Source organism: Streptomyces sp. NPDC060035, from assembly GCF_042736635.1.
Taxonomy (GTDB): domain Bacteria; phylum Actinomycetota; class Actinomycetes; order Streptomycetales; family Streptomycetaceae; genus Streptomyces.
In genome coordinates this window covers 139901-153068 of record NZ_JBHWVO010000008.1, presented here as the reverse complement: position 1 = coordinate 153068, position 13168 = coordinate 139901, and the positions used below count along the sequence as shown (strand labels likewise).

Below are 13168 nucleotides of genomic sequence, written 5' to 3'. Positions count from 1 at the left end.
GGTGCATCCGTGTGCCTGTGCCCGGTCCTCGCAGGAGAGGCCCAGCCCGCCATGACCGTACGCCGCCGCGCGGCAGCACTCGCGATCACCGCCGTGCTCTGTTCCGCAGCCGCCCCCGCAGCGGTCGCCGCACCGAGTCCGTCCCCGTCGGCGGACCTGCCTGCCGGGCTGTACGGCACGAAGGACCCCACGTACGACGGTGTGTGGCGCCAGTCGCTGGCCTTCCTCGCCCAGAAGATCGAACTGGTCACGCCCGCCACGGAGTCGGTGGACTGGCTGGTGGGCCAGCAGTGCGACGACGGAGCCTTCGCCTCGTACCGCGACGCGTCCAAGCCCTGTGGCGCGAAGACGGTGGCGGACACCAACGCGACCGCGGCCGCGGTCCAGGCCATGGTCGAGCTCGCCGTGCACCGCGAGGTCGTGGACATGGGCGTCGGCTTCCTCAAGTCCGTACAGAACGAGGACGGCGGCTGGGGGTACAACCCGGGCAGCCCGAGCGACGCCAACTCCACCGCCGTCGTGATCGGAGCGCTGGCCCGCGCGGGTGTGCCGCTGGCCGACGTCACGACCGACGGCGGGAAGACGCCGTACACGGCGCTGCAGACGTTCGCTCTGCCGTGCGGCGGCGAAGGCGGCGGCGCTTTCGCGTACCAGCCGGACAAGGACGGCAAGCTCGCCGCCAACGCGGACGCCACGGCGGCCGCGGTGCTCGGTGCGATGGGCAAGGGCCTGGCCGCCGGTAACTCCAACGCGGTGAAGGCCCCCGTCTGCCACAAGGGCACCGGCCTCACCGCCGAACAGTCCGCGCAGAACGGCGCCTACTACCTCGCGGGCGCGCTCGCGGAGTCGGGCCATCTGGAGCTCCCGCCGATGCCGGGTGCCGAGGACTCCTCGCCGCAGCCGGACTTCGGCAACACCGCCGACGCGGTCGTCGCCCTGGCGGCGTCCGGCCACAAGGACAAGGCGGCCGGAGCGGTCACGTATCTGAAGAAGAACGCGCAGGGCTGGGCCAAGGAGGGCGGCCCCGCCGCCACTGCCCAGCTGGTGCTCGCCGCACACGCGACGGGCGCGGACGCCCGTGACTTCGGCGGCGTCGACCTCGTCAAGCAGCTCAACGCGTCCGGCCCCAAGCCCGCCGCCACCGCCGTGCCCTCGCCGACGGCGTCGGCGCAGCAGCCGAAGGACACGAGCAGCGACGACGGCGGACTGGGTGTCTGGTGGCTCGTCGGTATCGGTCTCGCCTTCGGAGCGGGCATCGGCTTCCTGCTCAGCGGACGCCGGAAGAACCAGCAGCTGTGAGGCGCACGCCGGTCACCGCGGCGCTCCTTCTCCTCATCGGCGCTCTGCTGACCGTGCTGGGCGCGGGAAGCGCGCAGGCGGCCGGTTACCGCTACTGGTCGTTCTGGGAGAGCGACGGCGGGAAGGGCTGGACGTACGCCACGCAGGGCCCGTCCCTGATCCGGCCGGACGACGGCACGGTGCAGGGTTTCCGGTTCTCGGTGAGCGAGGACTCGCAGGATTCGGCCCAGCCGCGCCGGGCCCCGGACTTCGGGGCGATCTGTGCGGGCACCCCCGCGAAGGACGGCCGCAAGCGGATCGCGCTGGTCGTCGACTCGGGTACGGCGGCGGACGCCCCGGACGGCGAGAAGCCTCCCGCGCTGCGTACCGCGTGCGCGCAGGTGGCGCCGGACGCGAGCTCCGCCGAGGCGCTCGCCTCGGTGGCGAAGCCGCTGCGGTACGACAGTTCCGCGATGCTCTGCGCGATATCGGGCTATCCCGCATCGGGCTGCGGTGAGCAGGTCGGTGAGGACTCCGGTGCCGCGGAGTCCGGCGGACCGGCCACGGCGTCCGCCACGGACGACGCCGTCGGCGCCTCCGGCGGCGGCGGTCCGTCGGCCGGCGTGCTGGCCGGGGTCGGCGCGGTCCTCCTGCTCGGTGTCGCCGCGGTGCTGCAGGCCCGACGCCGCCGATGACCCGTTCCACCGGCACGGCCCGGCTCCACCGTGCGCGGCGCGCACCCGAGGCCACCCGCAGCAACGCGCTGCCGGCCGGAGCCTGGTGGCTGTGGGCGCTCGGCCTCGCCACGGCCGCGTCCCGTACGACCAATCCGCTGCTGCTCGGCCTGCTGGTGGGCGTGGCGGGTTATGTGGTGGCAGCTCGCCGGACGGATGCGCCGTGGGCCCGCTCGTACGGGGCGTTCATCAAGCTGGGGCTGTTCGTCGTCGGTGTGCGGCTGGTCTTCTCCGTGTTCCTCGGCTCGCCGATCCCGGGGACGCACACAGCATTCACCCTGCCCGAAGTGCCGCTGCCCGACTGGGCGCAGGGGGTCAGGATCGGCGGCCGGGTCACCGCCGAACAGCTGGTCTTCGCGTTGTACGACGGAGCGAAGCTGGCCACCCTGCTGATCTGTGTGGGGGCGGCGAACTCGCTGGCCAACCCCGCCCGGCTCCTGAAGTCGCTGCCGGGCGCACTGTACGAGGCGGGGGTCGCCGTCGTCGTCGCGATGACCTTCGCGCCGAACATGGTCGCCGATGTGGTGCGGCTGCGGACGGCCCGGAGGCTGCGGGGGCGTGCGACCGGCGGGATCGGGGCGGTGCTCCAGATCGGACTGCCGGTGCTGGAGGGCGCGCTGGAGCGTTCGGTGGCGGTGGCGGCTTCGATGGACGCGCGGGGGTACGGGCGCACGGCCCAGGTTCCGCCCGCCGTCCGGCACACCACGAACGCGCTCACGCTCGGCGGGCTGCTGGGCGTGTGCGCGGGAACGTACGGGCTGCTGGCCGTGCAGGGCGCGGTGTACGGGCTGCCGCTGCTGCTCGCCGGGCTGGTCGCGGCGATGGCCGGACTCAGACTCGGCGGGCGCCGCTCGGTCCGTACCCGCTACCGGCCGGACCGGTGGGGTGTACGGGCCTGGCTGGTCGCGGGCTCGGGCGTGGTCGTCGCGGCGGTGATGATCCGGGCGGGGAGCGCCGATCCGGCGGCGCTGCGCCCCGGTGTCGTACCGCTGACCGCTCCCGTACTGCCGCTGTGGCCCGCTGCCGCGGTGCTGGCCGGGCTGTTGCCCGCCGTGGTGGCGCCCGTCCCGCCGCCGATCTCCCGCACGTCCAAGGAGCAGCCGTGATCCGGTTCGAACAGGTTTCGGTGCAGTACGAGGGCACGGGCCGTCCCACGCTCTCGGGCGTCGACCTCACCGTCCCCGAGGGTGAGCTGGCGCTGCTCGTCGGCCCGTCCGGAGTCGGCAAGTCGACTCTGCTGGGTGCCGTCTCCGGTCTCGTACCGCATTTCACCGGCGGCGTGCTGCGGGGCAGGGTCACGGTCGACGGCCGTGACACCCGTACCCACAAACCCCGTGAACTCGCCGATCTCGTCGGCACGGTGGGCCAGGACCCGCTCGCCCACTTCGTCACGGACACGGTCGAGGACGAGCTGGCGTACGGCATGGAGTCGCTCGGCCTCGCCCCCGATGTGATGCGGCGGCGGGTCGAGGAGACGCTGGACCTGCTGGGTCTGGCCGAACTGCGCGACCGGCCGATCTCCACGCTGTCCGGGGGCCAGCAGCAGCGCGTCGCGATCGGCTCGGTCCTCACTCCGCACCCCAAGGTCCTGGTCCTCGACGAGCCGACGTCCGCGCTGGATCCGGCGGCGGCCGAGGAGGTGCTGGCGGTGCTCCAGCGTCTGGTGCACGACCTGGGTACGACGGTACTGATGGCCGAGCACCGGCTGGAGCGGGTGGTGCAGTACGCGGACCGGATCGTCCTGCTGCCCTCGCCGGGCGCAGCCCCGGTCATGGGCACCCCCGCGGACATCATGGCCGTCTCTCCGGTACGCCCGCCGGTGGTGGCCCTCGGGCTGCTGGCGGGCTGGGAGCCGCTGCCGCTGTCGGTGCGCGACGCACGGCGCCGGGGGGCGGAACTCCGGGAGCGGCTGGCGCAGGTCCAGCTGCCGCCTGCGCCGACGTCCCCGGACGCGGTCCTCGCCCCCCTCCCCGCTCCCGCCGCCGCATCCGCGGGGTTCATCGGCCGACTGCTCGGCCGCCGCCCGATCACCGCACCCGGGCCCCTTGCGGGCGACGCCGTCACCCGGGTCGAGAACCTCGGTGTGCGACGCGGGCGGGTCGAGGCGCTGCGCCGGGTGACGCTGTCCGTCGCGCCCGGCGAGACCGTGGCCCTGATGGGCCGCAACGGTGCGGGCAAGTCGACCCTGCTGTCCACGCTCGTCGGAATGATCGAGCCCACCACGGGTTCCGTACGCGTGGGCGGCCTGGTCCCCTCCCGTACGGCTCCGCGCGACATGGTGCGCCGGGTCGGGCTCGTACCGCAGGAACCACGCGATCTGCTGTACGCCGACACGGTCGCCGGCGAGTGCGCGGCGGCCGACTCCGACGCGGGGGCGCCCGCGGGCAGCTGCCGTGCCCTGGTCTCCGAGCTGCTGCCCGGTGTGCCGGACGACACCCACCCCCGCGACCTGTCCGAGGGGCAGCGGCTCGCCCTGGCCCTCGCCCTGGTGCTCACCGCCCGTCCGCCGCTCCTCCTCCTGGACGAGCCGACGCGCGGCCTCGACTACGCGGCGAAGGCCCGGCTGATCGGGGTGCTCCGCAGGCTGGCCGCCGACGGCCACGCCATCGTCCTGGCCACACACGATGTGGAGCTGGCGGCGGAACTGGCCCAACGGGTGGTGATCCTCGCCGACGGCGAGATCGTCGCCGACGGTCCGACACGGCAGGTCGTGGTCTCCTCCCCCGCGTTCGCCCCGCAGACCTCGAAGATCCTGGCCCCGCAGGAGTGGCTGACCGTGGCGCAGGTACGCACGGCGCTGGAAGCGTCCGCTCCCGGGGAGCCCACCGCATGACCGGCCCCCGTCCGGCCCGCCCGGTCCGTCTCGGCCCGCGTGCCGCTGCCGCCCTCGTCCTGGTCAGCGCGATCGGGGTGATCGCCTTCGGCTGGCCGCTGCTGGCCGGCCGGGGCTCCGGTCTCGCCGCCCACGCCCAGGACGCGCCGTGGCTGTTCGCCGCGCTGCTCGTCCTGCTCGTCGGCGTGGTCGTCGCGACGATCGCGGACGGTGGCCTGGACGCGAAGGCGGTGGCGATGCTCGGCGTCCTCGCTGCGGTCGGCGCCGCGCTGCGCCCCCTGGGTGCGGGGACGGCGGGCCTGGAACCCATGTTCTTCCTGATGGTGCTGAGCGGCCGGGTCCTCGGCCCGGGCTTCGCTTTCGTGCTCGGCTCGGTGACGTTGTTCGCCTCCGCCCTGCTCACCGGAGGGGTGGGTCCGTGGATGCCGTTCCAGATGCTGTCGATGGGCTGGTTCGCGATGGGCGCGGGCCTGCTGCCCGGCCCGGACCGGCTGCGGGGCCGGGGCGAGGTGCTGATGCTCGCGGCGTACGGTTTCGTGGCGGCGTTCGCGTACGGCACGGTGATGAACCTGCAGGGCTGGACGATCGTGCCCGGGCTCGGTTCCGGGATCTCCTTCGTCCCGGGTGACCCACTGCACGAGAACCTGGTCCGCTTCCTCGCGTACTGCGTGGCCACCTCGCTGGGCTGGGACCTGGGCCGCGCCGTCCTCACCGTCGCCCTGACCCTCACCATCGGCCCCACCCTGCTGAAGGCCCTGCGCCGGGCGACCCGGCGTGCGGCCTTCGAGGCCGAGGTCACATTCGAGGTCCCGAAGCGGTGAGGGTGCCCACAGGACCATGGTCCTGTACTACCGGGCACCGGAGAGCCGAGAACTCCGCCCGCGCACCCGCTTCCCGTCCGGCGCGGTCTTCGGGCCGGGCCCTTCGGTCAGGGACTCCGGCCCCGCTACGACGCACGGTCGTACCGGCGGTCGTTGCGCGGTCCGGACGGCATCGCTCACGATGGATGACGTCGCCGAGCACCGCAGTGTCCGCCCGAACGGACCGCGGTCGACGAGTACCGCTCCCGCACTTCAGGACCGGCCGCGACATCCCCGTCCCCGACGTTAGGTTCTACGTGTCGTCTGCCCGTCGCATGCTCACCCGGCCCCGCATCACCCGTCGCAGGGCCGCTGTCACCGGTGCCTCCGTGCTGCTGGGTGCCACCGGACTGGCCCTCGGCGTGACCCCGGCGATGGCTGCCCCCGCCGCCGCTCCGACGACCACGACGAGCGCGCAGGCAACGGCGAAGAAGATGATCGACGACAGCGCCCAGTACGAGTGCTTCAACAAGATCGTGGACCACGAGAGCGACTGGGACGTACACGCCTCCAACGCCTCCTCCGGCGCGTACGGCCTGGTCCAGGCCCTGCCCGGCTCGAAGATGGCGTCGGCGGGCTCCGACTGGCAGACCAACGCCGAGACGCAGATCAAGTGGGGCGTCGACTACATGGAGGACCGCTACGGCAGCCCGTGCGGCGCCTGGGACTTCTGGCAGTCCAACGGCTGGTACTGATCCCCCCACACGCATGTCGCAGGGCCCCGACCGGTTCACCGGTCGGGGCCCTGCGGTGTGTGCGTGCGTTCACGTCCGCTGGGCGGCGAGCCGGACGGGGGCGTTCTGGGCCCCGTATCCGTCGTATCCGCCCATGCGCTCGACGAGTTCGAAGAAGAGGCTGCCGATCGTCGCGGAGTAGCAGTGCCGGAACTCCCCCTTCTCGTCACGGTCGTAGAGGATGCCGAGTTCGCGGTACGTCTCCAGCTCGCCGGGGGCGAACTCGTGGCGCGCGGCCAGGTCGTCGTAGTAGTTGGCGGGCACCGGCAGCAGCCGGGCGCCGGCCGCGCGGGCGCGGCGGACCGCGGTGACGAGGTCGTCGGTGACCAGGGCCACGTGTTGGGGGCGTGCGGGGTCGTCCGTGGGAGATGCACCCACGCCGAGGGCGATGCGCACGGTTCCTTCGGGGTTACTGGCGGCGCGGCTGCGGAGCAGGCCGTACGGGTCCGCGAGGTCGATGCTCGCGTGCGGTTGGAGGCCGAGCACACTGCGGTGGAAGAGGGCCGCCTCGTCGAACTGGTGCCAGGGCTGGGTGAGCGCGACATGGTCGATGCGTGTGACGCCGATACCGCCCGGCGTGTGCGCGGCGGGGGTGAAGTCACCGGTCCAGCTGGGGTGCCCGGGGCGGCCCGTGGCGCAGAAGAAGAATTCGGTGCCGTCGGGCGCGGCCACCGCGTCCAGCGGGGCGTCCAGGGGTGCGCGGCGCCTGGGCAGTACGGGGGCGAGAAGGGACTCCGCCCGGGAGGATGCCGCCGCCGGGTCGGGATTCTCCAGGCCGATGGCGGTGAGTGAGGGGTCCGGCCGGTGACTGCCGGTGTCGGTGTTGAGGAGGATGCGGGCCGCGCCCTGTTCCCAGAGGTCCACCGGCTTGCCGGAGTGCCTGGCCGTGCGGGAGAAGCCGAGCGCGGTCAGCAGGGGCGTGATCCTGGCCGTGTCGGCGGTGGCGATCTCGACGAAGGCGAATCCGGTGGGAACGACCGGCGCCGGGGGTGTGGTCAGGCCCGCGGACTCCTGCAGCAGGGCCAGGGAACGCTGGGCGTCCACCGCGGTGCGGCCCGCCTCCGCCTGGCGGAAGACGTCGTTGAAGACCTCCAGGGAGAGGGGGCCCTCGTAGCCGGCCCGTACAGCGGCCCCGACCAGCCCGGCTACGTCGAGGTCTCCCTGGCCCGGGAAGCAGCGGTAGTGGCGGCTCCACTGCAGGACGTCCAGGGCCATCAGCGGGGCGTCGGCGAGCTGCAGGAAGAAGATCTTGTCGCCGGGGATGTCCTCGATCCCTGCGGGGTCGGAGCCCCGGGCGAGGATGTGGAAGCTGTCCAGGCAGACACCGAGAGCCGGATGGTCCGCGGCTTCGACGATGCGCCAGGCGTGGTCGTACGTACTGACGTGACGGCCCCACGCCAGCGCCTCGTACGCGATACGGATATCGAACTCCTGCGCGAGGTCCGCGAGTCGGCGGAGCTGCTCGGCGGCGAGTGCGTCGTCGTCGTGGGCCTGCGGCGAAACGCTGGAGCAGACCAGGACCGTGTCGGCACCGAGTCGCCGCATCAGACGGAACTTGTGCTCGGCACGCCGCAGGTTGCGGGCGAACTCGCCCTCGGGAACGGCCTCGATGTCGCGCATCGGCTGGTAGAGGTCGATCGTCAGGCCGAGGTCCGCGGTGCGTTCCCTGATCTCCTCCGGGGTGAGCGGGCTGCCGATCAGGTCGTTCTCGAAGATCTCGACTCCGTCGAAGCCGGCGCGCGCGGCCGCGGTGAGCTTCTCGGTGAGCGGGCCGCTGAGCGAGACGGTGGCGATGGACGTACGCATGTCGGTCCTCCGGGCTTCGGGCTTCGGGCTTCGGGCTTCGGGCTTCTGGCTTCGGCTTCGGGCTTCTGGCTTCGGTGGGCTTCGGAGCGGTGCGGTGCACTTCAGTGCGGTTCGGTGGGCTTCAGTCGGCGGACGTGAGATCGGCGATGTCGGCGAGCATGCGCGCGGTGTCGGGTTCGCGGCCGGTGAACAGCCGGAAGGAGTCGGCGGCCTGGTAGGCGGCCATGCCGCCGCCGTCGAGGGTGGCGCAGCCGAGCGCGCGGGCTGTGCGTACGAGGGCCGTCTCCAGCGGGCGGTAGACGACCTCGGAGACCCACAGGCCGGGGTGCAGCAGGTCCGCGGGGAGCGGGAGTCCGGGGTGGGCGGCCATCCCGATGGGGGTGGCGTTGACCAGCCCGTCGGCACCCGCCGTCCGCGCGGCGATGTCGAGGAGGTCTGCGGCATCCGCCCGCCCCGCACCGAAGTGCCGGTTCAGGGACTCGGCGAGGGCGCCGGCCCGCTCGGGAACGGCGTCCAGCACGGTGAGCCGGCCGGAGCCCAGGGCGAGCAGGGCATGCGCGACGGCTGCTCCCGCTCCGCCGGCGCCCAGTTGCACGACCCGGTCCAACGACGCGTCGGGCAGCCCCCGGGCGAAGGACGCGGCGAAGCCCGTGGCGTCGGTGTTGTGGCCGGTCGCCCTGTCCCCCTCGAAGACAACGGTGTTGACCGCGCCGAGCGCCTCGGCCTGCGGGGAGAGTGCGTCCAGATGATCCAGGACCTGCTGTTTGCAGGGGTGGGTCACGTTGAGGCCGTCGTACCCCATGTCGCGTGCGGCGCGCACGAGTTCACCGGTCTTCTCCGGTGGGACACCGAGCGTGCCGATGTCGATGAGGCGGTAGAGATAGCGCAGGCCCTGCCGGTCCGCTTCCCGTTCGTGGAGCGCGGGGCTGAGCGAGGGGCCGATGCCGGAGCCGATGAGGCCGACGAGATACGAGTCCGGGCTCAACGGTTCTCCTCCAGGAGCTGGGCGAGGTGGGTGAGGGCCATGGCGTACCCGTGGGCACCCGCCCCGCAGATGACGGTGCCGACGACGCCCGAGACACAGCTGTGGTGGCGGAACGCTTCGCGCCGGTGGATGTTCGACAGGTGCACCTCCACGACGGGCAGCTCCACGGCGGCGAGCGCGTCGCGCAGGGCGACCGAGGTGTGGCTGTACCCGGCGGGATTGATCACGATGCCGCGGTGCGCGGTGCGGGCCTCGTGGACGGCGTCGATGAGCACGCCCTCGTGGTTGCTCTGCCGGCAGTCGGCGCGCAAACCGTGTTCCGCAGCGGTTCGGCGGCAGAGCTCCTCGATGTCGGCGAGGGTGCCCCTTCCGTAGACGGCGAGCTCGCGCAGACCGAGCAGGCCGAGATTCGGCCCGTTCAGCACAAGGACCGGGGCGCCCTGGGGTGCGTCGGCATGGTTCGGCATCGCTCACTTCCCGCTAATGTACGGACTGGTTAGTTAGTCATACCCAAAGCGAGCCGCCCTGGGAAGACCCCGGCCCGGATCAGCCGCTGCGACCCCCGGCTTCTAGAATCGCGAGCACTCACCGACGGCCCGCGGAGGATCCGGATGACCAGCACCCAAGGACCCGCCCAACCCGCCGGGCGCACCCGCGACGCGGCCCGCACACGGGACGAGATCCTCACCGTGGCCACGCAGGAATTCGCACGCCTCGGCTACACAGGCGCCCGGGTCGACGAGATCGCGGCCCGCACCCGCACGACGAAGCGGATGATCTATTACTACTTCGGGGGCAAGGAGCAGCTGTTCACCGCGGTGCTGGAGCGGGCGTACAGCAGGATCCGGCAGGCGGAACAGCTGCTGGATGTCGAGCACCTCGACCCCGTGGCGGCGGTCCGCCGACTGGCCGAGCTGACCTTCGACCACCATGAGGACCACCCGGACTTCATCCGGCTCGTCAGCATCGAGAACATCCATGAGGCCGAACACATCGCCGCCTCGGCGGAGTTGAGCCGGATCGGCTCCCCCGCGATCGATGTCCTGCGGCGCATCCTGGACACGGGCCGCACATCGGGGCTGTTCACGGCGGACATCGACGCGGTGGACCTGCACGCGATGATCAGTTCCTTCTGCTTCTTCCGGATCGCGAACCGGCACACCTTCGGCGCACTCTTCGGCCGCGACCTCGTCGCCCCCGGCCTGCGGGAGCACTACCGAACCATGCTCGGCGACATGATCATCGCCTATCTGACGGCCGACCGGGCGGCCTGAGCCCGCGGCCGGGGCAGGGCCGGGGGCGGTTCGGGAGCAGGGCCGGCGGAGACGGCCGCGGAGCATGTCCGGGTGCACCCGCGGACCACTGGGTTCTGCGCGGACTCTTGACAGGGCCGCCATCTCCTCGCAGCATCCGTAGCCATCCACAACTAACTACCTAGTGCGTTCATTAGCTGCGCCGGCTCGCTCCACCCGCTCGCTCTCCCCCACGGAACGTCCCCGAAGGAGTACGACGTGACCGTTCACGACCCCGCAACCGGTCCCCCGCTGCCTCAGGCCCAGCCCCGTAAGGCCGCGCTCGCCGCCTGGATCGGCAGCGCCCTGGAGTACTACGACTTCTTCATCTACGGCAGCGCGGCCGCGCTGATCTTCCCGAAGGTCTTCTTCGACGAGTCCGATCCCGCGAACGCGACGTTGCTGTCGCTGGCCACCTTCGGTGTCGCCTACGCCGCCCGTCCGGTCGGCGCGCTCTTCCTCGGCCATGTCGGAGACCGGGTCGGCCGCAAGAAGATCATGGTCTTCACGCTGATCCTGATGGGCCTCTCGACGTTCCTCATCGGCTGCCTGCCCACCCGGGAGCAGATCGGCGGCGCCGCTCCGGTCCTGCTCGTGCTCCTCCGTATCCTCCAGGGCATATCCGCGGCGGGCGAGCAGGCCAGCGCCAACTCCATGAGCCTGGAACACGCGCCGGCGCACCGGCGCGGCTACTTCACCAGCTTCACCATCAACGGAACGCAGGCCGGCCAGCTGATCGCGACCCTCGCCTTCATCCCGGTCGCCGCTCTGCCCGAGGAGCAACTGCTCTCCTGGGGCTGGCGCATCCCGTTCTGGCTGAGCATCGCCGTCGCGGTGACGGGTTACGTCATCCGCCGCACCCTGGAGGAGACACCCGTCTTCGCCAGGCAGGCAGCGACCGAAGGTGTGGCGAAGATGCCGCTCACCGTCCTGGTCCGCGACCACTGGGCCGATGTACTGCGGGTCGTCGGGTGCGCGGTGATCGCCACCGTCAGCACGATCTTCACCGTCTGGGCGCTGTCGTACGCGACCAGCGACGCCGTGGGCATGGGCCGGACCGGGATGCTGTGGGTCGGCGCCCTGGCCAATCTCGTCGCCCTGTTCACGATCCCGCTGTGGGCCCGGCTCTCGGACCGCATCGGGCGCAGGCCGGTCTTCCTGATCGGCGCCATCGGCAGTGCGGTGGCGATGCCGCTCTACCTGTGGGCGATCTCCACCGGCAGCTATCCCCTCGTGCTGGGGCTGGGGATCCTCGTCTTCGGTGTCGTCTACAGCGCCGCGAACGGCGTCTGGCCCTCGTTCTACGGCGAGATGTTCCCCACCCGGGTCAGGCTCTCGGGCATGGCGATCGGCACCCAGACCGGCTTCGCCATCGCCGGTTTCGCCGTGGCCTTCGCTTCGCAGATCGCCGGCCCCGACGGGGACAACTGGGCAGGCGTCGCGCTCTTCGCGGCCGCACTCTGCCTGCCGCCCGTGATCGCGGCGTTCACCGCCCGCGAGACCGCCCATGTGGAGACGGAGCACCTCGGGGAGCGCAGCGACGAGGTGACCCCGAAGGCCGGGATGTCGGTCGGGGTCTGATCCCGCCCGCCCTGCCCCGTCAGTGGCATCCTGCCGTGGCCCGGCCCCCCGTACGGCCGGGCCACTGCCCGCAGGGATCATGAGTCCCATGCATGCCCTGCTCTCCGGCTTCGCCCCCATCTGGACGCTGACCGCCATCGGTTACGCGGCCGGGCGCGGGCGGCTGCTCGGGGAGCAGGCCGAGGCGGTGCTCGGCCGTTTCGTCTTCCATGTGGCCATGCCCGCGGCGCTGTTCATGATGGTCTCGGACGCGCACCTGGGCTCGTTCGTGAACACCTCGGTGATCGCCTTCGCGGCCGGCACGGTGCTCGTCTGCGCTCTCGGCCTGCTGGTGGCCCGGCGCTTCTTCGGCCGCAAGACGGCCGACGGCGCGATCAGCGGTATGGCATCGGGGTACGTGAACTCGGCCAACCTCGGCATTCCGGTGGCCGTCCAGGTGCTGGGCGACGCGTCCTTCGTCGCCCAGGTCATCCTGTTCCAGGTGCTGCTGGTGTCCCCGGTGATCCTGACCCTGCTGGACACCGGCACGGACAGGGGCAGCGCCCACTGGCGTGCGGGGCTGCGCCGCATGCTGACCATGCCGGTCCGCAACCCGGTCATCATGGCCTCGCTGCTCGGCGTCGGTGTCTCGGCGACCGGGCTGCGGCTGCCGGTGGCGTTCACCCACTCCTGCGATCTGCTGGGGTCCGCAGCCGTTCCCACGGCCCTGATCACGCTCGGCCTGTCGCTGCACACCCGCCCGGAACCGGCGGGAACCACTGCCCCGGGCAACCGGGCGGAACTGGGGACGGTGGTGGCTCTCAAGACACTTCTGCAGCCCCTGATCGCCTTTGCCGTCGGCGGCCCGCTGCTCCTGGACCTCGCGGACCACCAGCTCCTCGCGGTGGTCCTGTGCTCCGCGCTGCCGACCGCCCAGAACGCCTTCATCTACGCCGGGCAGTACGCGCTGGACACCACGCTCGCCCGCAATGCGGTGGTGGCGTCCACGGTCGTGTCGATGGCCACGCTGTCCTTGGCGACCTGGGTGCTGGGACCGTCGGACGGCTGAGCCGTTCGAGTGGCGGA

12 protein-coding genes are annotated in these 13168 nt (G+C 72.1%); 9 read left to right on the top strand and 3 right to left on the bottom strand.

Features of this window, described 5'->3' with window-relative positions; genetic code table 11:
• Window positions 1-51 precede the first annotated feature (51 nt).
• From ACFWBQ_RS15380 to ACFWBQ_RS15355, 6 genes are all read left to right on the top strand, one after another.
• The gene (locus ACFWBQ_RS15380; RefSeq protein ID WP_385488114.1) at window positions 52-1299 is read left to right on the top strand and encodes a prenyltransferase/squalene oxidase repeat-containing protein; all 1248 of its coding nucleotides are present in this window, start codon (window positions 52-54) and stop codon (window positions 1297-1299) included.
• Entirely contained in the window at window positions 1296-1973 is a 678-nt protein-coding gene (locus ACFWBQ_RS15375) for an SCO2322 family protein (RefSeq protein ID WP_385488110.1), read from the top strand. The genes ACFWBQ_RS15380 and ACFWBQ_RS15375 overlap by 4 nt, the downstream gene beginning before the upstream one ends.
• Window positions 1970-3118 (top strand): energy-coupling factor transporter transmembrane component T, encoded by a 1149-nt coding sequence (locus tag ACFWBQ_RS15370; protein WP_385488107.1) that lies wholly within the window; start codon window positions 1970-1972, stop codon window positions 3116-3118. Before ACFWBQ_RS15375 ends, ACFWBQ_RS15370 begins: the two co-directional genes overlap by 4 nt.
• On the top strand, window positions 3115-4845 hold the full coding sequence (locus tag ACFWBQ_RS15365) for an ABC transporter ATP-binding protein (RefSeq protein ID WP_385488104.1): 1731 nt from the start codon (window positions 3115-3117) through the stop codon (window positions 4843-4845). The genes ACFWBQ_RS15370 and ACFWBQ_RS15365 overlap by 4 nt, the downstream gene beginning before the upstream one ends.
• Window positions 4842-5666, top strand: coding sequence for an ECF transporter S component (locus ACFWBQ_RS15360; protein WP_385488101.1), 825 nt, complete (start codon window positions 4842-4844; stop codon window positions 5664-5666). Before ACFWBQ_RS15365 ends, ACFWBQ_RS15360 begins: the two co-directional genes overlap by 4 nt.
• Before the next feature lie 314 nt (window positions 5667-5980).
• On the top strand, window positions 5981-6400 hold the full coding sequence (locus tag ACFWBQ_RS15355) for a transglycosylase SLT domain-containing protein (protein WP_385488560.1): 420 nt from the start codon (window positions 5981-5983) through the stop codon (window positions 6398-6400).
• A 69-nt stretch (window positions 6401-6469) separates the two neighbouring features.
• Here the strand turns inward: ACFWBQ_RS15355 and ACFWBQ_RS15350 are convergent, their stop codons facing one another.
• The 3 genes from ACFWBQ_RS15350 to aroQ form a co-directional block, all read right to left on the bottom strand.
• Window positions 6470-8245, bottom strand: a complete 1776-nt coding sequence (locus tag ACFWBQ_RS15350; RefSeq protein WP_385488098.1) for a bifunctional sugar phosphate isomerase/epimerase/4-hydroxyphenylpyruvate dioxygenase family protein — start codon at window positions 8243-8245, stop codon at window positions 6470-6472.
• Window positions 8246-8366: 121 nt separating this feature from the next.
• Window positions 8367-9230 (bottom strand): shikimate dehydrogenase, encoded by an 864-nt coding sequence (locus ACFWBQ_RS15345; protein ID WP_385488095.1) that lies wholly within the window; start codon window positions 9228-9230, stop codon window positions 8367-8369.
• On the bottom strand, window positions 9227-9697 hold the full coding sequence (gene aroQ / locus ACFWBQ_RS15340; protein WP_385488092.1) for a type II 3-dehydroquinate dehydratase: 471 nt from the start codon (window positions 9695-9697) through the stop codon (window positions 9227-9229). Before aroQ ends, ACFWBQ_RS15345 begins: the two co-directional genes overlap by 4 nt.
• Window positions 9698-9841: 144 nt before the next feature.
• Between aroQ and ACFWBQ_RS15335 the strand changes: the two genes are divergently transcribed.
• The 3 genes from ACFWBQ_RS15335 to ACFWBQ_RS15325 all read left to right on the top strand — a co-directional run bounded on the left by ACFWBQ_RS15335 (window position 9842) and on the right by ACFWBQ_RS15325 (window position 13151).
• A complete protein-coding gene (locus ACFWBQ_RS15335; protein WP_385488089.1) occupies window positions 9842-10504 on the top strand; it encodes a TetR family transcriptional regulator in 663 nt (220 codons plus the stop codon).
• Window positions 10505-10741: 237 nt separating this feature from the next.
• Window positions 10742-12103, top strand: a complete 1362-nt coding sequence (locus ACFWBQ_RS15330; RefSeq protein WP_385488086.1) for an MFS transporter — start codon at window positions 10742-10744, stop codon at window positions 12101-12103.
• 88 nt (window positions 12104-12191) lie between these two features.
• Window positions 12192-13151 (top strand): AEC family transporter, encoded by a 960-nt coding sequence (locus tag ACFWBQ_RS15325; RefSeq protein WP_385488083.1) that lies wholly within the window; start codon window positions 12192-12194, stop codon window positions 13149-13151.
• Window positions 13152-13168 lie beyond the last annotated feature (17 nt).

Bases quoted from the DNA above. Each gene is read 5' to 3' on its own strand.
- ACFWBQ_RS15380 (WP_385488114.1), top strand. From the start codon at position 52: ATGACCGTACGCCGCCGCGCGGCAGCACTCGCGATCACCGCCGTGCTC.
- ACFWBQ_RS15370 (WP_385488107.1), top strand. From the start codon at position 1,970: ATGACCCGTTCCACCGGCACGGCCCGGCTCCACCGTGCGCGGCGCGCA.
- ACFWBQ_RS15360 (WP_385488101.1), top strand. From the start codon at position 4,842: ATGACCGGCCCCCGTCCGGCCCGCCCGGTCCGTCTCGGCCCGCGTGCC.
- ACFWBQ_RS15355 (WP_385488560.1), top strand. From the start codon at position 5,981: ATGCTCACCCGGCCCCGCATCACCCGTCGCAGGGCCGCTGTCACCGGT.
- ACFWBQ_RS15350 (WP_385488098.1), bottom strand. From the start codon at position 8,245: ATGCGTACGTCCATCGCCACCGTCTCGCTCAGCGGCCCGCTCACCGAG.
- aroQ (WP_385488092.1), bottom strand. From the start codon at position 9,697: ATGCCGAACCATGCCGACGCACCCCAGGGCGCCCCGGTCCTTGTGCTG.
- ACFWBQ_RS15335 (WP_385488089.1), top strand. From the start codon at position 9,842: ATGACCAGCACCCAAGGACCCGCCCAACCCGCCGGGCGCACCCGCGAC.
- ACFWBQ_RS15325 (WP_385488083.1), top strand. From the start codon at position 12,192: ATGCATGCCCTGCTCTCCGGCTTCGCCCCCATCTGGACGCTGACCGCC.